General features: G+C 41.1%; 21 protein-coding genes. 10 read left to right on the top strand and 11 right to left on the bottom strand.

Going from position 1 to position 22,975, the window contains the following annotated elements; genetic code table 11:
* Nucleotides 1-148 precede the first annotated feature (148 nt).
* From groES to AACS98_RS02355, 4 genes are all read left to right on the top strand, one after another.
* Nucleotides 149-460: a co-chaperone GroES gene (gene groES / locus AACS98_RS02370; RefSeq protein WP_066375868.1), complete on the top strand. Its 312-nt coding sequence runs from the start codon at nt 149-151 to the stop codon at nt 458-460.
* Between the two features lie 79 nt (nt 461-539).
* The gene (gene groL, locus AACS98_RS02365; protein ID WP_066375864.1) at nt 540-2,177 is read left to right on the top strand and encodes a chaperonin GroEL; all 1,638 of its coding nucleotides are present in this window, start codon (nt 540-542) and stop codon (nt 2,175-2,177) included.
* Nucleotides 2,178-2,320: 143 nt separating this feature from the next.
* Nucleotides 2,321-2,608 carry a hypothetical protein gene (locus AACS98_RS02360; RefSeq protein ID WP_066375862.1) on the top strand — a complete coding sequence of 96 codons (288 nt, stop codon included), beginning with the start codon at nt 2,321-2,323 and terminating at the stop codon, nt 2,606-2,608.
* Nucleotides 2,609-3,013, top strand: a complete 405-nt coding sequence (locus AACS98_RS02355; protein WP_066375860.1) for a PIN domain-containing protein — start codon at nt 2,609-2,611, stop codon at nt 3,011-3,013.
* A gap of 181 nt (nt 3,014-3,194) precedes the next feature.
* Here AACS98_RS02355 and AACS98_RS02350 read toward each other — a convergent pair whose 3' ends face one another.
* Nucleotides 3,195-4,025, bottom strand: coding sequence for a hypothetical protein (locus tag AACS98_RS02350; protein ID WP_066375859.1), 831 nt, complete (start codon nt 4,023-4,025; stop codon nt 3,195-3,197).
* A gap of 159 nt (nt 4,026-4,184) precedes the next feature.
* Between AACS98_RS02350 and AACS98_RS02345 the strand changes: the two genes are divergently transcribed.
* Nucleotides 4,185-4,532 (top strand): DUF4351 domain-containing protein, encoded by a 348-nt coding sequence (locus AACS98_RS02345; protein WP_084386866.1) that lies wholly within the window; start codon nt 4,185-4,187, stop codon nt 4,530-4,532.
* 283 nt (nt 4,533-4,815) lie between these two features.
* Here the strand turns inward: AACS98_RS02345 and uvrB are convergent, their stop codons facing one another.
* On the bottom strand, nt 4,816-6,813 hold the full coding sequence (gene uvrB, locus AACS98_RS02340) for an excinuclease ABC subunit UvrB (protein WP_066375858.1): 1,998 nt from the start codon (nt 6,811-6,813) through the stop codon (nt 4,816-4,818).
* A 258-nt stretch (nt 6,814-7,071) separates the two neighbouring features.
* Here uvrB and AACS98_RS02335 point away from each other — a divergent pair, with 258 nt between their 5' ends.
* Nucleotides 7,072-8,667: a tetratricopeptide repeat protein gene (locus AACS98_RS02335; protein ID WP_066375855.1), complete on the top strand. Its 1,596-nt coding sequence runs from the start codon at nt 7,072-7,074 to the stop codon at nt 8,665-8,667.
* 149 nt (nt 8,668-8,816) lie between these two features.
* Here the strand turns inward: AACS98_RS02335 and AACS98_RS02330 are convergent, their stop codons facing one another.
* Both AACS98_RS02330 and AACS98_RS02325 read right to left on the bottom strand, forming a co-directional pair.
* Nucleotides 8,817-9,239, bottom strand: a complete 423-nt coding sequence (locus tag AACS98_RS02330) for a hypothetical protein (protein ID WP_066375853.1) — start codon at nt 9,237-9,239, stop codon at nt 8,817-8,819.
* A gap of 167 nt (nt 9,240-9,406) precedes the next feature.
* Entirely contained in the window at nt 9,407-11,044 is a 1,638-nt protein-coding gene (locus AACS98_RS02325; protein ID WP_066375851.1) for a CTP synthase, read from the bottom strand.
* Between the two features lie 98 nt (nt 11,045-11,142).
* Here AACS98_RS02325 and AACS98_RS02320 point away from each other — a divergent pair, with 98 nt between their 5' ends.
* Nucleotides 11,143-12,921 carry an N-acetylmuramoyl-L-alanine amidase gene (locus tag AACS98_RS02320; RefSeq protein ID WP_066375849.1) on the top strand — a complete coding sequence of 593 codons (1,779 nt, stop codon included), beginning with the start codon at nt 11,143-11,145 and terminating at the stop codon, nt 12,919-12,921.
* Between the two features lie 79 nt (nt 12,922-13,000).
* On the opposite strand, the gene AACS98_RS02315 is transcribed toward AACS98_RS02320, so the two are convergent.
* The 7 genes from AACS98_RS02315 to AACS98_RS02285 form a co-directional block, all read right to left on the bottom strand.
* Nucleotides 13,001-13,222: a type II toxin-antitoxin system HicA family toxin gene (locus AACS98_RS02315; protein ID WP_066375847.1), complete on the bottom strand. Its 222-nt coding sequence runs from the start codon at nt 13,220-13,222 to the stop codon at nt 13,001-13,003.
* On the bottom strand, nt 13,222-13,461 hold the full coding sequence (locus tag AACS98_RS02310; protein ID WP_066375842.1) for a type II toxin-antitoxin system HicB family antitoxin: 240 nt from the start codon (nt 13,459-13,461) through the stop codon (nt 13,222-13,224). Before AACS98_RS02310 ends, AACS98_RS02315 begins: the two co-directional genes overlap by 1 nt.
* Before the next feature lie 216 nt (nt 13,462-13,677).
* Complete coding sequence (locus AACS98_RS02305) at nt 13,678-14,187, bottom strand: DUF2085 domain-containing protein (RefSeq protein WP_066375839.1); 510 nt, start codon at nt 14,185-14,187, stop codon at nt 13,678-13,680.
* Nucleotides 14,188-14,219: 32 nt separating this feature from the next.
* Entirely contained in the window at nt 14,220-16,331 is a 2,112-nt protein-coding gene (argZ, locus tag AACS98_RS02300) for a bifunctional arginine dihydrolase/ornithine cyclodeaminase (protein WP_066375836.1), read from the bottom strand.
* Between the two features lie 506 nt (nt 16,332-16,837).
* Nucleotides 16,838-17,563, bottom strand: a complete 726-nt coding sequence (locus AACS98_RS02295; protein ID WP_232317101.1) for a Uma2 family endonuclease — start codon at nt 17,561-17,563, stop codon at nt 16,838-16,840.
* A gap of 165 nt (nt 17,564-17,728) precedes the next feature.
* On the bottom strand, nt 17,729-18,160 hold the full coding sequence (locus tag AACS98_RS02290; RefSeq protein WP_066375833.1) for an NUDIX hydrolase: 432 nt from the start codon (nt 18,158-18,160) through the stop codon (nt 17,729-17,731).
* Nucleotides 18,161-18,563: 403 nt separating this feature from the next.
* Nucleotides 18,564-19,781, bottom strand: coding sequence for a TetR/AcrR family transcriptional regulator (locus AACS98_RS02285; protein WP_066375830.1), 1,218 nt, complete (start codon nt 19,779-19,781; stop codon nt 18,564-18,566).
* A 180-nt stretch (nt 19,782-19,961) separates the two neighbouring features.
* Here AACS98_RS02285 and AACS98_RS02280 point away from each other — a divergent pair, with 180 nt between their 5' ends.
* The 3 genes from AACS98_RS02280 (at nt 19,962) to AACS98_RS02270 (ending at nt 22,780) form a co-directional block, all read left to right on the top strand.
* The gene (locus AACS98_RS02280; protein ID WP_066375827.1) at nt 19,962-20,804 is read left to right on the top strand and encodes an acyl-CoA desaturase; all 843 of its coding nucleotides are present in this window, start codon (nt 19,962-19,964) and stop codon (nt 20,802-20,804) included.
* A 109-nt stretch (nt 20,805-20,913) separates the two neighbouring features.
* Nucleotides 20,914-21,615 carry a serine/threonine protein kinase gene (locus AACS98_RS02275; protein WP_066375824.1) on the top strand — a complete coding sequence of 234 codons (702 nt, stop codon included), beginning with the start codon at nt 20,914-20,916 and terminating at the stop codon, nt 21,613-21,615.
* 244 nt (nt 21,616-21,859) lie between these two features.
* Nucleotides 21,860-22,780 carry a 3'-5' exonuclease gene (locus AACS98_RS02270; protein ID WP_066375823.1) on the top strand — a complete coding sequence of 307 codons (921 nt, stop codon included), beginning with the start codon at nt 21,860-21,862 and terminating at the stop codon, nt 22,778-22,780.
* Nucleotides 22,781-22,975 lie beyond the last annotated feature (195 nt).

Raw genomic sequence — 22,975 nt, 5'->3', positions numbered from 1 at the left:
AATTTTGAATTTTGAATTTTGAATTGATTTGCTCCCCTTCCCTTCCTAGTTCGGAAACCCGTACACCCCGCATTGTTGCCATTGTTGGCTTATCTTCGGTAAATTAGCACTCAGGAGTTGAGAGTGCTAACTCTGGAGAAATTGAAATATGGCAGCTGTATCTTTAAGCGTATCTACAGTTAAACCTTTAGGCGATCGCGTGTTTGTCAAAGTAAGCGCGTCCGAAGAAAAGACCGCAGGTGGTCTGTATTTGCCCGACACCGCTAAGGAAAAACCCCAAGTAGGCGAAGTAGTTGCCCTTGGCCCTGGCAGACGCAACGACGACGGTAGCCGTCAAGAATTGGAAGTTAAAGTTGGCGATAAGGTGCTGTACTCCAAGTACGCTGGCACTGACATCAAACTCGGCACTGAAGAATACGTACTGCTGTCCGAAAAAGATATTTTAGCAGTCGTTGGCTAATCAGTGATGGCAACAGCCGTTACAAATAACCCAATTTAACGACAAAAAACTGACTTAACTACCTGAGATTGAGACAACTATGGCAAAGCGCATTATCTACAACGAAAACGCACGTCGCGCCCTTGAGCGTGGTATTGACATTCTAGCTGAGGCTGTAGCTGTTACCCTTGGCCCCAAAGGTCGTAACGTAGTATTAGAAAAGAAATTTGGTGCGCCTCAAATCGTTAACGACGGTGTTACCATCGCTAAAGAAATCGAATTAGAAGATCATATTGAAAACACTGGCGTTTCTTTGATTCGCCAAGCCGCTTCTAAAACCAACGATGCAGCAGGTGACGGTACAACCACCGCTACCGTTTTAGCTCATGCGATTGTCAAAGAAGGTTTGCGTAACGTAGCCGCAGGTGCTAACGCAATTCTGTTGAAGCGGGGTATTGATAAAGCTACCAACTTCTTGGTAGAAAGAATTAAAGAACACGCTCGCTCTGTAGAAGATTCTAAGGCGATCGCTCAAGTTGGTGCAATTTCTGCTGGTAACGATGATGAAGTCGGTCAGATGATTGCCCAAGCTATGGACAAAGTGGGTAAAGAAGGTGTAATTTCCCTAGAAGAAGGGAAATCCATGACCACCGAGTTGGAAATTACCGAAGGTATGCGCTTTGATAAGGGTTATATCTCCCCTTACTTTGCTACCGATGCAGAGCGCATGGAAGCAATTTTTGATGATCCTTACATCCTGCTCACCGATAAGAAAATCGCTTTAGTACAAGATTTAGTACCTGTTCTAGAGCAAGTTGCCCGTCAAGGTAAGCCCTTGGTTATCTTAGCTGAAGATATTGAAAAAGAAGCTTTGGCAACCTTGGTTGTTAACCGCTTGCGTGGTGTACTGAACGTAGCTGCTGTGAAAGCTCCTGGTTTTGGCGATCGCCGCAAAGCTATGCTGGAAGATATCGCAGTTCTCACCGGTGGTCAAGTCATCACCGAAGATGCTGGTCTGAAGCTAGAAAACACCAAGATTGATAGCTTGGGTAGAGCGCGCCGCATCACCATCACCAAAGACAACACCACAATTGTTGCTGAAGGTAACGAAGCCGGCGTTAAAGCTCGTTGCGAACAAATCCGTCGTCAGATGGATGAAACCGAATCTTCCTACGACAAGGAAAAACTGCAAGAGCGTTTAGCTAAATTGTCTGGTGGTGTAGCTGTTGTGAAAGTTGGTGCAGCTACCGAAACCGAAATGAAAGACAAGAAACTGCGCTTAGAAGACGCTATCAACGCTACCAAAGCTGCTGTAGAAGAAGGTATCGTTCCCGGTGGTGGTACAACCTTAGCTCACCTCGCTCCTGAGTTGGATGCTTGGGCTAACAGCAACCTGTCTGGTGAAGAGTTGACTGGTGCTTTAATTGTCGCTCGTGCATTACCCGCACCTCTGAAGAGAATTGCTGAAAACGCAGGTCAGAACGGTGCTGTAATTGCTGAACGTGTGAAAGAGAAAGAATTCAACGTTGGCTTCAACGCTTCTAGCAACGAATTTGTAGATATGTTCGATGCTGGTATTGTTGACCCCGCGAAAGTAACCCGTTCTGCGCTGCAAAACGCTGCTTCTATCGCTGGTATGGTGTTGACAACCGAGTGCATCGTTGTTGACAAGCCAGAACCCAAGGATGCTGCTCCTGCTGCTGGTGGTGGTATGGGTGGCGGAGACTTCGATTACTAAAGTCTTGACCTAGTTTAAAAAACAGTCGCTTCCGCAAGGGGGCGGCTGTTTTTTTGTCAATTCCTACCTTTCCAGAAAAATTGTAGCTGTTAACATAGGATTTAGATTGCCTAACAACAATATTATTTTGAGGAAGTTTAACTATGACGCTGATTAATTATCAATCTAATTCTCAAAAATTAACCGAAATTGTCAAAACTTTAATTGACAATAATCCGATTTATCAAGAAAACTTAGATAAACAGGAAATGATAGAAGTAATTAACCATACTTTTGATCCTGCTGCTGTTCCTGATTTGGAAAGTATTTCTGAGGAAGAATTAACTAAACGGATTAAGAGAATTTTGTCTTTACATTTAGTATCAGGAATGCTAAATGATTTGACTCCAGAGCAAATGCGACTTTTTGATGAATCTGTAAAACGGGGTTAGATGGGTTATTTATTAGATACTAATATTGTTTCAGCAGCACTAAAACAAAATGTCCAAATAAACTTGAAATTGCAAGAGGTAAGTAGTTTAGATATGGACATTTTGATTAGTGGCATAACTTACTATGAAATTCAAAGAGGACTCTTGAGGAGCAATGCCACTAAAAAACTAGCTTTCTTTCAACAATTTTGCCAAGATTATCCCATTTTATTCTTAGATGATATTAGAATTTTTCAAAAAGCTTCAGAAATTCATGCTGATTTAACAAACAGAGGTCAAATTATTCAGGATGCAGATATTTTGATAGCTGCTACCGCTATCATTCATAATTTAATTTTAGTTTCTCACGATTCTGATTTAACTAGAGTTAAGGATTTACATTTAGAAAATTGGTTAATTTCTTAGGTTAATTATTGATTTAAATATAATTTAAGTTTACTGGTGGTTTAATTGTGGCTTGTGTGTTACCTGCACTTCTGAAGAGAATTGCTGAAAATGCAGGTTATAACATTTATAAATATATGCTGTATTCCTGGATATGGAGACGTTATATATAACGTCTCTATATAATTTATTTAGCGCAGCTTCACATAGAATTGGTATTAGCTGAGACTATTGTTGAAATTTCCTGTAGAATATCATTCTGTTCTATCTTAATAGCTTCTAGTCGGCTTAAAAGTTTGCTGAGTCGGGCTTGTTTATCTTCAGAGTTAACAGTCTCTGCGTCTTGATAATTACCTAGTAGAAAAGTTCCGGGCTTCCAGCTAAACTTAAATAATCTGGTTAATAATTTAAAGGGGGCTGTTAATGTAGCTAGTAAGCCTTTCTCTAAGAGACGACTGAAAGCTTTAAATAATTGCCAAATACTAAATAGTATTAACAAAATAGCGATTAAACCGATAAGAGGATGATTGATACTCCAAGTTAGGAATTTTATCATCCAAGATATCACAGGATGAACATCAATCCAATGTCTGATATTTTCCAATTGATGATTAATTAACGAATTAATACTACGTTCGATTTCTGTTGAAATAGTAGTACCAAACTGCTCTACTTTTTGCAGCTTATCCTCTACAGAATTTACCAAATTCTGTCCTGTAGCTGACAAAGAATCTCCTGCCTGTTTTGCTTTTTCAGAAAGTGCGCCTACGGTGGTGTTAGTAATTTGGCTGACGTTATTAGCTGTCTTACCTAAACTGTCAGTTAGAGATTGTTTGGCTTCATCAGTTAGTTTGCTGAGAACATGATTAGCTTGATCTACTGATTCTGTAACACCATTGATAGATTTATTAGTTATGTCTGTGAAACTGTTAATAGTTTGATGAGTTGTTTCGTTTATGGTATTTATGAAACCTTGTGCCGCTTGTTCAGGTAATTTGATTGTCAGAATTGTGTGAATTTGTAGAATATCCATGTTATTTCTCCTGTGTTTACTTAACATAACTAAATAATTTTTACTTTTGTATCCGTATTAACACTGTTTTTCTTTAAACTTTTATTCATAAAAATAAGTACAATAATCAATATTTCGATAAAGTAATGTAGAGTGGACAAAGCCCACCAAAACCTATATATGGCGAGCAAAGCTGAACAAGTCGCTACAATTTCTGATAGGGAACAAAGACAAAATATTGCTGGTTGTACAGAAATTCTTGCGGGTTTGCGGTTTGAAAAGGATTTGATTCGCCAATTACTACGGGAGGATATTATGCGCGAGTCTGTAATTTATCAAGACATCGTTCAAAAGGAAGCATTGAAATTGATTAGCCGCCAGCTTAGACGGCGTTTTGGTGATATTAATACTGCATTACTTGAACGGGTTCAGAATTTATCTGCTGAACAGTTAGAAGATGTAGGAGAAGCGTTGTTGGATTTTTCGGATGTTGCTGATTTAGAAGTTTGGTTAAACCAGCAAAGTTAGTAGGGTGTGTTACGGCTAATTTTTACAACGAAAATGCTCAACTCTTTACATGGTAGTAATTTATATCTTGCAGCATTCTTAATAGGCGTAAGGTGGGCATTGCCAACAACATAAAATTAAGGGTATTAGCAGCAACCAAGCAATGCCCACCCTACCAAAATTGTCATTAAGTCATAGGTGCAAGATGTCACGTAACACACCCTACTTAATATTTACTGAAAACAGGACTAAAGTCCTTACTACGAACTTTAAAAAGTATGGTAGTTGAGTTGAGTATATAACTTTAGCGTCCTAGGATTTTATCGCGTAATTGTTTGATACGATCGCGCAATTTTGCTGCCTCTTCAAATTCTAGTTTTTTCGCAGCTTCTTTCATCTGGGTTTCTAGTTGCGTAATCAATTCGGGAATCTGTTCTAAAGGTAATTCGCCAATATTCTCCTCGACTGTTTTTAAATCTGCTGCGTTCAATCTTCTAGAAATATCTAAAAATGATAAAATCGCATTACTCGATTTCTTCACAATCGGTTGCGGTGTTATTCCGTGCATCCGGTTATACGCCATTTGAATACCTCGCCGTCTATCTGTTTCTTCAATGGCTTTAATCATGCTGTCTGTTAAATTATCAGCATACAAAATCGCCTGTCCCCGGACGTGACGCGCGGCTCTACCTATGGTTTGAATTAAGGAACGTTCGGCGCGTAAAAAGCCTTCTTTATCTGCATCTAATATTGCGACTAAAGAAACTTCTGGTAAGTCTAAACCTTCTCTTAATAAATTCACACCCACTAACACATCAAAGTTACCATCGCGCAAATCTTGTAAAATCTCTATGCGCTCAATGGAATTAATTTCTGAATGTAAATACCGCACGCGAATACTATGGTCTTGCAAATATTCTGTTAAATCCTCCGCCATGCGTTTAGTTAAAGTGGTAATCAATACCCTTTCTTGACGCTCTACTCTATCTTTAATTTCTCCTAACAAATCATCAATTTGTCCTTCTGTCGGACGCACAAAAATCTCAGGGTCAATTACCCCAGTCGGTCTAATGACTTGCTCAACTATTCTGTCTTCTGAAATTTCTAATTCCCAATTTCCTGGGGTGGCGGAAACAAAAATACATTGGTTGACTTTCTGCCAAAATTCTTCCGCTTTTAAAGGACGATTATCCGCCGCACTGGGAAGTCTAAACCCGTGTTCAATTAAGACTTTTTTCCTGGCTTGGTCGCCGTTATACATCCCGCGAATTTGCGGGACGGTAACGTGAGATTCATCTATTACTAATAGCCAATCTTTGGGAAAATAATCAATTAAACATTCTGGCGGTTCTCCCGCTTGTCTTCCTGCTAGGTGACGGGAATAATTTTCTACGCCGTTACAATAACCTACCTCGCGCAACATTTCTAGGTCATAGCGGGTACGTTGGTCGATACGTTGCGCTTCTACTAATTTCCCAGTCGCTTCTAATTCCGCTTTGCGCTGCTTTAATTCGGCGGCGATATCTTCGCAAGCAATTTCTAACCGTTCCTCTGGGGTGACAAAGTGACGCGCTGGGTAAATATTCACAGAGTCTAAACTTTTGAGAATTTCACCGGTTACTGGGTCAATGTAGCGAATTGCGTCAATTTCATCGCCAAAGAATTCTACTCGAATTATTCTATCTTCGTAGGCGGGGCCGATTTCTAAGACATCACCCCGGACACGGAAACGTCCCCTTCCCATTTCCATGTCGTTGCGGTTGTACTGGACTGAAGTTAATGCTCGCAAAATTTGACGCTGGTTAACTTCCATGCCAATTTGCAAGGGAATTGCGGCTTTTAGGTATTCTGCGGGAATTCCTAAGCCGTAGATACAGCTAATTGATGCTACCACAATCACATCACGCCGTTCAAAGAGCGATCGCGTGGCTGAGTGGCGCAACATATCAATTTCATCGTTAATTGCTGCTGTCTTCTCAATGTAGGTGTCGGTAACGGGAATATACGCTTCCGGTTGATAGTAGTCGTAGTAGCTGACGAAATACTCAACGGCGTTTTTCGGGAAGAACTCCCGCAACTCATTACAAAGTTGTGCAGCTAAAGTTTTGTTATGCGCTAAAACTAAAGTCGGTTTCCCCACCTTCTCAATAACTGCGGCGATGGAAAATGTCTTACCTGTTCCCGTTGCACCTAGTAAGGTTTGATAACGGTTATTTGCTTTAATACTAGCAGCTAACTGCGCGATCGCTTGCGGTTGATCACCTGTGGGACTAAAGGGAGCTTGTAGACCAAATTCTGACATACATTTGTACTAAGAAAGACCCTATATTATGGTAAGACATTAGTCATTAGTCATTAGTCATTAGTCATTGGTCATTAGTCATTAGTCATTAGTCATTAGTCATTAGTCATTAGTCATTAGTCATTAGCTTCCTCATCTCCCTCATCCCCCTCATCCCCCCCTACACCCCTACACCCTTACACCCCTATTTCCCAATCGCTTTACTCTCAACCCAAATCTTAATAAAATATTCTCATCCAAAAACCAGCACAATTGTAGATGGACTGGATTACGCTACTGCGATCGCTACAGTCTGATTTTATTCACAGGATATCATCTGGTCGTCTTCTGCATTGCGAAACAGAAGGTCAATATAGTGAGTTAACTGTCATCTCCGGCGAAAGGTTAAACACTCTCCGGGATTTTTGCTGGCGCATGGCTGAAAAATATAAGCGGGTTTCGCCAGTGCGTGACGTTTTTCTTAGCTATCTCAAAGGTAAGTTGGGTGAGGAGGTTATTAAGGAACGTTTAGCAGATTTAATTACAGAAGTCGATTATGAACAGCGTTTTGGTGGTGATGGTCAAATAGATTTTACTTTAATTGCTGACCCTTCTATTGGGATTGAGGTTAAATCCCGTCACGGTAAAATTGATCGCGTCAAATGGTCTATTAGTGCGGAAGCTGTGGCTAAAAATGCTGTTGTCGCTTGTATTTTTATTCAAGAAGAAGTTAACGAAGCACAATCAGCATATCATTTATTGTTTGCGGGTTTTCTGCCGACTCGCATGATTAAATTAAAAACTGGCAAAATCTCTTTTGGTATCGAACAATTACTTTATGGTGGTGGTTTACGATGCTATTTAGAACAGTTACAATCTTCTATAGTTGATTACCCTTCTCAACAGATAATTCAGCCAGTATTACCACCTCAGTTATCTCAAAATCAGTTATCTAGTCAACTTAACAATAATCTGGCGATTTCTCAAAATCTAGATTATTCTAAGCTGGGTGATGAATGTTTTGCTCAAGGTGAATATGTTGCAGCAATTAATCATTACAACCAAGCTGTAAAACTTAATCAAAGTGATACTGAACTATATTATAAACGAGGTTTAGCTTATTATCAAATAGGAAATTATGAAGCGGCAATTAATGATTATTCTCAGGTAATTAAAACTAATATTTATGATGCGAAAGCTTACCATAAACGAGGTTTGGCTTTAGCTCAATTAGGAGCTTATGCAGCCGCAATTGATGATTATTCCCAAGCTATTAGACTTAATCCTCATGCTGCTATTGTTTATAAACATCGTGCGGAAGCACGTTATTATTTAGGTGATCATCAAGGAGCAATTGAAGACTACACCCAAGCAAGCAAAATTAATCCGCAATATCTAGATACATATAAAAATCGTGGTATTGCTCGTGATATTTTAGGAAATCAGCCAGGGTTTACGCCAGTAATTCCGCTTAATCCCCATGATGCGAATGCTTTTAAAAACCGTGGGAATGCGCGTGCAGATATTGGTGATTATGCAGGAGCAATTGAGGATTATACGCAAGCAATCCAGATTAATCCTCATTTAGCTGATGCTTATTATAACCGGGGAAATGCTCGTTATGATTTAGGCGATGAGCAGGGAGCAATTGAGGATTACACCCAAGCAATAAAAATTAATGTTAATTATGCCGATGCCTATTATAATAGAGGTAATATTTACGCGAATCTGAAAAATACTCCAGGTGCGATCGCTGACTTTCAAAAAGCAGCAGATATCTATCGCCAAGCGGGTAAACTAGAAGCTTTGCAAGACGCAAAAGATAGAATTTTTGAGTTAGAAATCGTAGAATCTATAGATATTTTAAATTTTTAGTTGCTGATTATGTTTGTAGAGACGCAATCATCACGTCTCTACTAAGTAAACTTATGGCAATTTAGTTCGTAGTAAGGACTTCAGTCCTTATTGTAGGACTAAAGTCCTTACTACAAACCTTTAATTATTTACGCTGTGCTATTTAATAACTAAGAAAAAGTATATCCGGTAGTTGTCTGCACGTACTTTAACACTTTTTCATAAGAATCTGGATTGCTGAGGGGGTTAATCACAATGGGGATTGTACCATCAGGCAACCAAAAAGTTATTCTACCATTGGGTTCATGACAAAAGGAACTAATACAATTAAGATTAATTACATATTCATTTCGATCATAGATAATTTTGACCCAGTAGGCATTTTCGGCGGTAAATTCAGTCACTTTTTCTAGATAATCTAGAATCTTTTGATAATCTCCTACATTATTTTGGGGGTTAATGACAATGGGAATGGCACTATCAGGCAACCAGAAGGTAACTCGCCCGTTTTTTTCATAACAAAAAGCATTCACACGGTCAAAATTAATCACATATTCATTCCTCTCATACAGAATCTTTACCCAATACGCCACAACCTCTCCTCAAGTCCCAAGTTCATGATTAATGCTTACCCTGAATATTCCGAAATCTACTGATTTCATAAGTTAGTGTTGTTGTTTGTGGATCGAAAATTCCCAAAATTAATTTTGAATTTGGTAGATGCTGTTGCCTGGGATACCTGTAGGGGATGGTAAATGGTTTAAGATACCTCTACGGGTGTCTGGACATTAGCTGTAGGATGATTCTGAGCGATCGCCGCTTGCATAAAGCCTTTAAATAAAGGATGGGGGTTGCTAGGACGAGATTGAAACTCAGGATGGAATTGACAGGCGATAAAAAATGGATGTTGAGGTAATTCTACAATCTCCACTAACCGTCCGTCAGGAGAAGTTCCACTGATTACATAGCCAGAATCTAATAACAACTGACGATATGTGTTATTAAACTCATAGCGATGACGATGACGTTCATCAACTACTTCTGCTTGATAAAGCTGAGATGCCAAGCTATTGGGGAGAATATTACAAGGATACACACCTAAGCGCATTGTCCCACCTAAATCGATCACATCATGTTGATCTGGCAGTAAGTTAATAACTGGGTATTTGGTGGATGGGTCAAATTCTGCGCTGTTAGCACCGGTTAAACCACCGACATTTCTCGCCCATTCAATTACAGCACATTGCATACCCAAGCATAAACCTAAAAAGGGAATTTGGCGATCGCGGGCGTATTTAATCGCGGCAATTTTACCATCTACCCCACGAGTCCCAAAACCGCCAGGTACAAGCACACCATCAACACCAGCCAGATACTTTTCTGCGGGTTGGGTTTCCAAGTCTTCCGAGTTCACCCACCGGAGACGTAAATCCCCATGAGTGGCAAATGCAGCATGACGTAAAGCCTCAACCACGGATAAATAGGCATCACTCAACCGGACATATTTACCGACAATGGCAATTTCTACAGGATGTTGAGGACTGTACAATCTATCTACCATTGTTTGCCATTTTTCCAGATTAGGCTGGCGTTGTTCCATCTGCAACAAATCTAAAGTTTGTTGTGCCAGTCCTTCCCGTTCTAGAATCAGTGGAACTTCATAGATACTGCTAGCATCTTGAGCAGTAATCACACATTCCACGGGAACATCGCAGAATTCCGAGAGTTTTTGTTTTAAACCCACAGGGATGGGGCGATCGCTCCGGCAGACTAAAATATCTGGTTGAATGCCAATTGATCTCAATTCCTTCACCGAGTGTTGCGTCGGCTTAGTTTTCATTTCCCCTGCCGAAGCAATATAAGGTAGTAAAGTAACGTGCATATACAGGACATTTTGCCGTCCTACCTCTTTGCGTAACTGGCGAATAGCTTCCAAAAATGGCAGGGATTCAATATCGCCTACCGTCCCACCAATTTCTGTAATTACCACAGATGGGTTTGTTTCCTTAGCTACTAACAAAATCCGTTTTTTGATTTCATTAGTAATATGGGGAATTACCTGTACAGTCCCACCATTGTAGTCACCCCGGCGTTCTTGGTTAATCACGGCTTGATAAATTGAGCCAGTGGTGACACTGTTGAGCCGAGACATCAAAGTATCGGTAAAGCGTTCGTAGTGTCCCAAATCCAAATCTGTTTCTGCACCATCTTGGGTAACAAACACTTCCCCGTGTTGAAAAGGACTCATTGTTCCTGGATCAACATTAATATAAGGGTCGAGCTTTAAAATCGACACCGAATAATCTCGTGATTTTAGTAAACGGCCTAGACTTGCTGCTACAATGCCTTTGCCTATACTGGAAACCACACCTCCAGTTACAAAGATAAATTTAGTCATAGTAGTTTGAATTGCTATCAACTGCGAAAAATCTCTACCCAAAGGAATATCTCGTCATTGTCCCACAGTCACATAGTTAATTTTTCTGTGATCCTGCTGTGAAAAAATTTTTAGTTCCAGTTATCTCCAGCTGCTTTATCACCTCCTCTGTAGCATTGGCACAAGCAACACCATCACTAAAAGTTGTTTATCCTCGAACCAACCACCAGACGAGTGCGGAAAAAATCTTCTTTATTGGTACAGCACCACCCAATGGACAAGTTTTCATTAATGGTACGCCAATTACCCGCAGTCGATCTGGTCATTTTGCACCCAGTTTCCCGTTAAAGTTGGGAGAAAATATTTTTCAAATACGTCACCAAAATCAAGTGCTTCAGATTAAAGTGACGAGAATCAGCACTCAGCCTGAGATTCCACAGGGTTTAGCTTTCGCGCCAGGTTCTCTGACTCCAGCCGCCGACATTGCTAGACTACCAGAAGAACTAATTTGTTTTAGCGCAGTTGCACCCCCAAACGCCAGTGTTTCTGTAAAACTAGCTTCTCAGACTGTGGTACTTTCCCCTCAACCACAACAAGCACAACTACCCAGTAATTTGGCAGCGTTGACGGGGCGCAATCAACCTACTACCCAGTCTAACGTGGGAAAATATCAGGGTTGTACTTCTGGTGTTGTTGCCTCAGAAATTAAAAAAGCGGTAGATTTAGGACAGCCAGAATTCCAACTCACACTCAATGGTCAGACGGTAACTCAACTAGGGACTGGTAAGATAACCATCCTATCACCTGCCCAGTTACCAGTGGCTGAAGTCACAGCAGATGCAGGTGTGGCTCGCACTGGCCCTACTACAGATTATTCTCGACTGACTCCTCTACCCAAGGGAACAAGAGCCACTGTCACGGGGAGGGAAGGCGAATGGTTACGTTTAGACTATGGTGCTTGGATTAATAGCAAAGAAACCCGCACCCTTCCGGGAGCAATTCCCCCACGCGCAATTATTCGCAGTGTGGGATCTCGAAAACTTCCCGGTGCAACCGAGATGCTTTTCCCGCTTACAACCCCTGTACCTGTGAGTGTGCAGCAAGGTAATCAAAATTTTACCCTGACACTTCATAACACCACTGCCCAAACTGATATTATTCGCCTGGATGATAACCCCTTAATTTCTCGCCTAGATTGGCAACAGGTAGCCCCAGGACAAATACAATACACCTTTAACCTCAAAAAAAATCAACAGTGGGGATATAAGCTGAGATACGACGGTACAACCCTGGTTTTAGGCTTGCGTCATGCGCCTGTGATCAAGGCAAATAGGCAGAAGCCCCTATCTGGTATCAAGATTTTACTCGATCCTGGTCATGGTGGTAAAGAATCCGGTGCGGCTGGCCCGACTGGATATTTAGAAAAAGATGTGAATTTGATTGTTTCTAAGTTGCTGCGGGATGAATTAGTTAAGCGGGGTGCCAACGTGGTGATGACAAGAGAGACGGATAAAGATGTGTCTCTGGCAGAACGTCAAGCAATTATCAATCAACAAGAACCTGCGATCGCTCTTTCGATTCATTACAATGCTTTACCAGACAACGGCGACGCAGAAAACACTAAGGGTGTGGGTATGTTTTGGTATCATCCCCAGGCGCATAATTTAGCCGTGTTCATGCAAAATTATCTAGTGAAAAAACTCGGTAGACCTTCCTACGGAGTATTTTGGAATAATCTAGCACTCACACGTCCAGCTGTTGCCCCCTCAGTATTATTAGAATTAGGCTTTATGAGTAACCCTAATGAATTTGAGTGGATAACAAATCCCCAGGAACAGAAAAAGTTAGCTAAAGCCTTAGCAGAGGGTATTACAGAGTGGTTTAGAAGCGTGAGGTAGAACAAGTTTGTAGTCAACACTTTAGTCCTGATTTTTTCAGTTAGGGTAACGCATCAAACTGTTTTCATAAGGTGCGTTACTAAACATCAAGAAAAATATCAACATCAACTTGAGCTTGTTTTAAAATACTTCGCAGTGTTCCCTCATTAATCTCCCGATGATGAGGAATAGTTGTTTTTTGATTGGTTTCTGGATTAAACCAAATTTCATGATTTCCTTTAGCTGCACGGTAAAACTCAAAACCCAACTTTCCTAACTTCCGAGTCACTTCTCGATAAGAAAAACCCGCCAGTCTTCCCATCACACTTCCATGATTAAAGGATATTCAAATTGAGAAGGCAAATCTTGCAGATGAAAATCCTGATTTTTTTCTTTCTCTAATTCCAATAATACCTTAGCTACATCTTCAGCAATTTCTATAGCTTCTTGTACTGTTTTCCCTTCTGCAACCAACCCTTGTAAATCATCACTCGTAGCTACAAAATACTCTTGTTCATCTTCAATAAATCTTTCAATTTTGAGTCTGATTAGCGTTTGCATTTACTTAACCTGATCAGATTGAATTAGTTTAAGAAAAATTCCCTAATTTTCATGTTAACTTATCTTTAAACTAGGCTGCAAAAACAAAAAATTTGCGTGTTAAATAAATCAAAAGACATAAATATATCTACTAACTGCGCTGGAATGGGGGAATGTGTAGAGACATTGCATACAACGTCTCTACATTTGTAAAAAAAGGTTTTTAAACGGCATTTTCTAAGCCATTCTCTTTTCCGATTTATGCAAAATCGGCATTGTAAATAAACCCCAAGCCAAACCTGTAATCAAACCAAAAGGCGTAACTAAATAATTATTAAAATCCCACAGACCAAAAATTTGCGCTGCTAATTCCACAGGATACGCCATCATCAACACGCTAGCTAACGCCGCACCATTCCAACCATATTGACTCAGCCAATAAAATCCTTTACCACCAGTCGCAGCATACAGCAAACGAGTAATTAACAAACCTGTGACAGTACCATAGCAGCGCATACACACAGCCATAATAAACGGGGGTGCTAAATCTAAACCCATGTCTGGTTGCGGACATACATGATTACCCATAAAGTAAATGATGTCCGCAATAACCCCAAGTAACCAGACACCAGACGCAGCTAGAAAAGGAGCAACAGGTGGGCCGAATACCATTCCCACCAGCATAAAGTCAGCAATGAAGCTAACCCAGTTAATCTGCAACTCTCTTGTTAAAGCTACTCTTACCATTTCCTTTCTGTGCGTCTTGTGTAGTCCGTTGACTAACCTACCTTAGATACATAGGGGCTTGTCAACTTATCTAACTGTTGAACTAGCAGACTGAGGAATAATCCCACATCTGTCACCACACCCACTGATTCTATTGAACCGCGATCGCTCAGTTTAGTCACGACAGCCGGGTTAATATCCACACACACCATTTTCACACCAGCCGGGGTCATATTCCCCACCCCAATCGAGTGCAGCATCGATGACAACATTAAAATCATCTCCGCACCTCCCAGAAGTTGGGCGTATTCCTCCTGCGCCTTAATTAAATCCATTTGCGTATCAGGTAAGGGGCCATCATCCCGTATCGAACCCGCCAGCACAAACGGAACTTGGTTACGGACGCATTCATACATCACACCACTATTAATTACCCCCGCCTCGACAGCTTTGGTAATACTGCCATGACGACGAATGCTATTAATTACCTTGAGGTGATGGCGGTGTCCACCACGCACGGCGACACCCCGCTTCATGTCTACGCCGAGGGATGTACCCATGATATTTTGTTCGATGTCGTGGACTGCGATCGCATTTCCACCCAGCAAAGCTTGTACATAACCTTCTCGAATTAGTCGCGCCAAGTGTTCGCCACCACCTGTATGAATCACCACAGGGCCAGCCGTGACAACTACTTTACCGCCAGCGTCGCGGATTTTCCGTAATTCCCACGCCACTTGTTCCACCACCAATTCTACCCGGCGTTCACTGGAAACACCAGCCGACATAAAGCTGAATTCTTGGGCGTTGCGTTGTTCCCGCGATTCAGTTTTACGAATGGTGCGGATACCTTGCACATCTACAACTACTTGCTCACCAACTTTGAGGTCGCGTAGGATTTTACACCGGGCATATAAACCATCGGGGGTGTGAGTAATGGCGATCGCCCCATCCATCCGTTGATTATGTACCTTCACCCACTGCCCATTAATCCGCACTTCAGTAGGATAAATCGTACTTACATAGAAATCATCCGGGGCGACACCATCCTGAAGCACAGGCTCAAGCTTGACATCTCGCTCATCTTGTGGTAAGTCTACCGCACCTAAATCAATCAATTGAGAGATGATTTCTTCCATCACCTCATGGGAAGGTGCAGAAACCTTCACCTCGGCGGCGGAGGTGCTTTGGCGTTGTTCTCCCAAGTTAAAATTGAGAACTTGGAAACTACCGCCAGTATCGACAATCAAATCTAAGGCGCGGTTAATTAAACCAGAGTCTAGTAAATGCCCTTCTATCCGAATGATACGGCTTTCTACTGATATGTTGGCATGAAGTTCTGTCCTGACTGGTTCTGTTACCCGCAAAGTCAGACATTTCGCTGCACCACCAGCTTTGAGAAATTCGGTGAGTGGCGTTTCTAAAACTCGGAAACCAACAGCAGCCAGACGGGCTTTTAAACTATCGCTGGCTTTGTTCATAATCACGATGCTGTCTACATTCACCGCATTACAAGCAAAGTTAACAGCATCAGTTTCGGCTATGGCGATGCGCTTCTCGGCGGCTACGCGCATTTCTATTAAGCGGTTGGAATAGGAATCAAACGCGCCTGGATAATACAGCAAATAGCCGTTTGCTAAGGGACAAAAACAAGTATCTAAATGGTAGAAACGCTCATCGATTAACCGCAGGGATAATACTTCAATATCTAGCCATTTGGCGAGATATGGGTGAGAATCTAATTCTGAACGGAAACCGTAACCAGCCCATAACCAACGCCCTTCTCTGTCTAGGAGTGCGTCACCTGCGCCTTCAAAGGGTAAGTCTTTGGGTAATTCATAAACTGTGTAACCGTTGTCTTCAAACCATTTCTTAAAATATGGTTCTTCTCCCTGACGCTCTTTGTGTAAAAAGCGACTGAGAACAACGTTATCCCCCAAGACTAAACCAGCGTTGGCGGTGAAAACCATGTCTGGCCAACCTTTTTCCGGTGTTACTAAATCAACAATTGCGTGTTCTTTCAGGGTGCGGTGTAGTCCTTGCCACTGTTCAACCGCGCGATCGCGTGATGATTTGTGAATATTCCCTTCCATCCAGGGATTAATCACATAGTCTACATCGTAGTGGTCGGGGGGACACATCAAAAAACGAATCAGAGAATTCATAAAAATATTACAAACGTTACAGGTTTAATTTGGACACAAGTATTTACTTTTCCGGGTCAGTATCTTCTGTCACAGCATATCTATCTCAAGATAGTAGGCAGATTGACAAAGGTTTGGCTTTTATTCTATTACCGGAAAAGCCAAAGTAATGGTAACAAACCTATAGAGTGATTAAAGGTTAAGGAGTGATTAGTATAACGCTGAGGCTGGCAGTTACGGTGATTTTAGCGTTATTTAAGTTGAATAATTTCAAGAAAATATGAACAATTTAACCTTCACAGTGGAAGATAATCCTGATCCCGAAGATATTCTTATATTAATCAGCAAAATTATGGAATATAAGCCCAGTATTTAGCAAAATCAGGATACTGCTTATTCCTTAAGCGGTTTCAAAACCAATAGCGTTCAGTTAAGGCGGCAACAAGTTCGTAGTCAGGACTTTATTCCTGAGAAAATAAGGACTAAAGTCCTTACTACAAACCAGCCTCGCTTACTTCCTCTGTTGTTCACTCTCGCCTCATCGCTGCCACTTCTGCTATTGTCAAACTCAATGAGTCGGCAACTTGTTCTACACTTAGTCCCATATCTAGTAACCGAGAGACAGCATTTAACCTAGCTTGTCGTTCAGCGTCAGCCCGTTGTTGATTTGCCTCCTCTGGTAATAAAACTACGTTACCAGCTTGATCATAAAATCTCAGCCAAACCGCATTGTCATCTTCTACTGTGCCGTTCCAAGTTCCTACCCACAACCCTAAACTGGAACTCCACAACCATCCTTGGGGATTAGGGGTGATTGGTTGGTAGCCTTTGTCACTATCTAGATGCCATCCTTGCAGGGAATTCACTTTAAAGGGATGAAAAACAAAATAGTCTTTAGTTTTAAATACTTGTTCGTAAAGACGTTTTTTCATGCCCAAATCTTTGGCTTCTGTTGAATCTGAAAGTAATTCAACAATCATGTCGGGATAACGTCCATTTTCTTCCCATACTACCCAACCTAACCTTGTGGGGTCATTTTCTACATCTAAAACTACAAAGAAATCTGGCCCTTTAAAATCTTGATTTTTCGCTTGCTTACTGCTGTAATAAATAAACATATTACCGCCAACGAAATAGTTAGTTCGTTCTGCCCAATCATGTTTTAGTGAACGAATTAATACATTCATGGTGATACGGTGGCGGTTACTTTCCAAGGGTTCTCCGTCATCAAAAATTAAATCTGTGGGTGGCATGGGAGGTTGCCATTCCAAAGATTTGTTAGTTGTTTCTTCGGATAATTGGGTACTTTCTATTGACACAAAGTCCGCTCCCATGAATCTTAACTTTGGTGTTTATTTTAGCGTAGGCAAAGTCTAGATGAACGGGAATAGGGAATAGGTGAGGTAGGACGGTTGTTGTTAGGAAGCACAAGCTCGTGATTTGGTTTGGATGATTGCTTTTAAGATACGTTTGAGGGAAGCTTTTTTAATTAACTTCATCGCTTGTTTAGCATCTAGCCAACGTCGATATCTTGTACTCGCTTCGGGATAATGACTACTTACTATGTCAACTGGTAATAAATACATTTTGACGCGGTAAATTTTGCCACGTTTGCGATATTTGTAACTACCGAGTTGATTAGCTTCCACCTGTCCAATGACTCCAGCTTCTTCCCAGGCTTCTTTTGCTGCTGAAGCTGGGGGAGTCATGCCGTTGACAATTCCGCCTTTAGGCATTACCCAACGCTGGCGATCGCGTGTCGTAATTAGCAATACTTCTACTCTACCATTTCTGACTCTGTAAGGAATTACCCCTGATTGTTTTAGCACTTTAGTAACTTTTCTGCCCATATTAATACTCTCATTGTGTTGTTGTATACGCTGTTTACTCCAAAATACGGCGAGTCGATACCGGATAAATTTTAATAAAGTTATGTTTTTCTTTATTACATTTGATCAATACCATAAACTAATGTGAATTGTCTGAATAAAATTACGCAAAAAATTTAGCTAGCAGTCAATTGCTGCTAGTTTCTCCGTTAAGTCACTGATGGCAGGACTACCCAAAGACAGACATTAAACCGCGATCGCCCATGAGTGTGTAACAAAAATTACTAAAATATGAAAAATCAATTCAAAATACCCTGCGGGAACGCCAAAGGCGTACAAAATTCAAAATTGTTGATGGTTGATGGTTGATTGTTGATTGTTGACTGAGAAAGAATTTCTTCCTCATCCCCCTCATCCCCAATCCCTACACGGGCTTTTGATCTAATCTTGTGGCTTGTTCTAAAGCTGCCTTTTCTTTGGCTCTGTGGGCGTAAGATTTTAATTGGGTGCGATCGCAACCTGTAAGAAGACTCAAATTTTCTAGACTAATTCCCCGCGTTAACATTTCTACACGCCAAGTATGTTGGGCTTGAGTAATTGCTGGTGGTTGCCCTTGGGGAGTTAATAAACTTGCTGTCCATTTTTCCCAATGCGTCAACACCTCAGATTCCAAAATGGGTTGACTAGCTGCATTCAAAAACATCGCTGTCTGGCTATCTTTACGACTTTTGAGCCATTTAGTTAAAGGATTATCTGTGTAAGAACCGTAGCGTTTACCCAAAATCCATTGATTGACAGGGACTTGTCGCCAGCATCCTGGGGTGGTAATTTGCAGGAAATGACCATTGGTATCGTAAATTTGATGGTTTCGATGTAAATTAACTATTTCTTGAGCAGATAAGCCAGCCGCAAATAATAAGTAAGCGATCGCATAATCTTGTAATCCTGACTTTTTGGCTTGTTGCAGAATTGTGTGAACTAACACCGCCGGTAAATCAGCTATTGCTTGGCTGTTCAAACTGGTTTCTAAGCCATTCGCCTGTGATGACATCGCACCGTGCAGAAATAACCCCACCAAATTCTCTAGAAAATCGTCTCGACTTTCCCATAGTTCATGAAACTCACTGGTGAATTCAATCACGGCATATCCCAAAATCATCCCATTGAGCAAACTAGCTAATTTTTCTGCTGGTAGATAGGTGTGCAAATCTCCCTGTTGAATTACAGTAGCTAGATACTGGGCTACGTAGCGGTTAGCCTCAGTGAATCCTCTGCCCAAAGCACGCCGATTTTCCGCCGGAAATTGGTCAGCTTCTCCGACTACAGAACGAACCAGTTCCGGTATTCTCTCCAATGCCTGTAAAGTGTCACTTGCATAATCTTTCAACGCTTGGTAAACATCACCTGGAGGAGTAGCCCGTCTGACTAAAGATTCCCCTAAATTGGTAAAAGCTGCCGATTCTTCCAGTACAGCTAACAATAAACCGTGTTTGTTGCCAAAATTGCGAAATAACGTTACTTCGTTAACTGCTGCTTTTTCAGCAATTTGGCGAGTGGTAGTAGCACTAACTCCCTGAGCCGTAAACAACTCCAGTGCAGCTTGAATTAGACGTTGACGGGTGGAAACAGGTTGAGAAGTCATAAAAAAATGTAAGTAACACTTGCAGGGAAAACAGGGAACTGTTAGCATAGCAAGTGTAAGTGATACTTGCTCTAGTCTACTGTAATGAATTCGGTTGCCGAGTAGATGAATCCCTTGTGGGCTAAGTAATGCAATAGATACCAGAGCAAATCTTTACATGAACCATCAACAGGAATTTTTATGACCGCAAAAAGTCTAGCCGCATCAGAGGGAGAAGCTTCACTGCACCTCAAGTGGACAAATGTGGCATTTTTTGGGATAATTCACGCCTTAGCACTGTTAGCACCTTGGTTTTTCTCCTGGTCGGCCTTGGGTTTGCTGTTATTTCTACATTGGTTGTTTGGCAGTATTGGTATTTGCCTGGGGTATCACCGATTACTCAGCCATAAGAGTTTTCAAGTACCCAAATGGTTAGAATATGCGATCGCTCTCATCGGTGCATTAGCATTGCAAGGAGGGCCAATTTTTTGGGTGGGAGGACACCGCCAACATCACGCCCACACCGAAGATATCAACTTAGATCCTTACTCTGCCAAGCGGGGCTTTTGGTGGAGTCATCTGTTATGGATTTTATATCCTCGTTCCGAATTTTTTGATGAACAAACCTATCACAAATACGCCCCTGACTTAGCCAAACAACCTTTTTATCGCTGGTTAGACCGCTATTTTCTCCTCTTGCAAATTCCTTTAGGATTGTTGCTTTACGCTGTGGGTGGATGGTCTTTTGTGATCTATGGTATGTTTCTCAGAGCCGTCTTACTTTGGCACTGTACTTGGTTCGTCAACTCTGCAACCCATCTCTGGGGTTATCGCACCTTTGACGCAGATGATAACGCCCGTAATCTCTGGTGGGTTTCTCTCGTCACCTACGGCGAAGGTTGGCACAACAACCATCACACTTACCCCCATGTCGCCAAAGCTGGTTTTCAGTGGTGGGAAATTGATGTGACTTGGTGGAGTATTAAATTTTTACAAACTTTAGGTTTAGCGAAAAAAGTAACTTTACCCCCCGTAGTTAGGTAGAAAGTAGGGGTTTAGCATTGCTAAACCCCCACAGGTTTAGGGGAGACAAGGATGGAATATACTGGTGAAATCTTACGGCTTCATTTCTTAAAAAACAGCCAAAACCAGTATGAATGAGCATCTACAGCGACTGATTGAGAGTATTCATCAAGAATTATTACCTGAGTTGCAAGTTGAGAGTGTCAATCCCTACGATCCTGTAGAAGTTCACTATCTCCCCCATCCTTGGCGACTGGTTGGTAAAGGTAACTATGCGGCGGTAGTTAATCACCCTGAATACCTTGATGTGGTAGTGAAGATTTATGCACCTGAAAGGCCAGGATTTGCAGAAGAAGTAGAAGTGTATCGTCGTCTTGGTTCTCACCCAGCATTTTCTCAGTGTTTATATGCAAAAGACGGTTGTTTAATCCTCAAGCGATTATATGGGGTGACTTTATACGACTGTTTCCAAAGGGGTTTGCGTATTCCCAAACGAGTGATAGAGGATATAGATCAAGCTTTAGATTATGCCCGTCAGCGTGGACTGTTTCCCCATGATGTCCACGGGCGTAATGTCATGATGTATGAAGGTAGAGGTTTAGTAGTAGATATTTCTGACTTTCTGCATCAGGATAAATGCTCTAAATGGGATAACCTCAAACGGGCTTATTATTGGCTATATCGTCCCATCCTTGCACCACTCCGGCTGAGAATTCCTTACTTTATACTTAATTTTATTCGTAAATCTTATCGCTTCTTTACTTTATTAACTGCTAGAACACAGAAATCTGTTGTTTCCAGTTCCTCTGCTTCTTTGAAAACTCGGAGTTAGCTGTCACTCAACACGGGGAGTAGGAAGCGAAGGAAGCGGAGGAGAGAAACTAATAACTAATGACTAATGACTCATAACTAATGACTTAACTGTAGCTCAAGTCTTTGCTTGGCTGAAGATGGCAAGCTAACCAGTCAAAAACCAGCAGGATTAAACTACAAAATCATAATCACGGTGGTTAATTAGGTGTCAGCAAAATGCTAATTTGGGAAACTGTCACCTAAATATCAGGAAAGTTTAACCTATGCCATACTTGAGTGACGCAAGTGCAATGCGTAGCATAGTTGCTGAATATACTCAAGCTACTACTCTTTGGATAGATACCGAAGTAGCAGAATTTAACACCCGTAATCCTAGATTGTCGCTGATTCAGGTTTTAGATGATCCTGACGATATGAGTGGCGATCGCGTTTACCTTTTCGATGTCCTGCATCAACCGCAAATCATAGCTGAGTTTATTGACCAAATTATGCTCAATCCAGCTATCGAAAAAGTATTTCACAATGCTAATTATGATATCAAATTCCTCGGCAATAAGCAAGCTAAAAATATCACTTGCACTTTAGAATTAGCCAAAAAAATTCCCTACCATATTTTACCGTTACCTAACTATCAACTCCAAACTTTAGCTACAACATTATGTAATTTTAACCATATTGATAAACAAGAACAAACGAGCGATTGGGGACGCAGACCTTTAAGTGAGACGCAAATAGAATATGCTTATTTAGACTGTATTTATCTGGCGCAAATCCATCAGCGTTTGCTAGAATTACAATTAATAAGTAACCCAGACCCACAATTAGAAGATGTCGCAGTTCTGAGTGAAAATTTTACAGAAATTGAAGAACAGTGGAAGCTGTTAAACTCAGAATATGAACATCTCAAAGAGCGTTTAAAAAGAGCTATGGAGGCTCAAAACCTATCCGAATCTGCGTTTTATAAACTGAGTAGTTCTAACCGGAAAGTAGTAAAAGTGCAGTTTTTAGAACTGGCAAGTTTGGTACAAAACCAAGGAATTAGTTTAGATTTTCCGGTAACGCTCACACAAAAACTGCAAAAAGATTTAGGGGAAAATCTCGAACAGTTATCTGTAGATATAGAAACCAGTAAATCTCTGCGACTACTTCCTAAAAAGTCTGAGAATGAAAAAGAGGAGGAGTAGAGTAATCGGTAATTGTTAATAATTGAATGACGGTATAATAAATAACCACAATAAAATTTATTTGTTAAAATTCCTGGTTGAGCAAACAGACTACTGTTAATAAAACCTAGAGGATAGCAGGTAGGCGTGTCTATGGGCTGGGTACATCTCAAAACAATGAGCATTCATGTTTAATAAAGCTCATTCACTGAATTT

Source organism: Anabaena sp. CA = ATCC 33047 (genome assembly GCF_963870205.1).
Lineage (GTDB): Bacteria > Cyanobacteriota > Cyanobacteriia > Cyanobacteriales > Nostocaceae > Trichormus.
The sequence above is the reverse complement of the archived record's forward strand: the minus strand, read 5'-3'. Positions and strand labels throughout refer to the sequence as shown.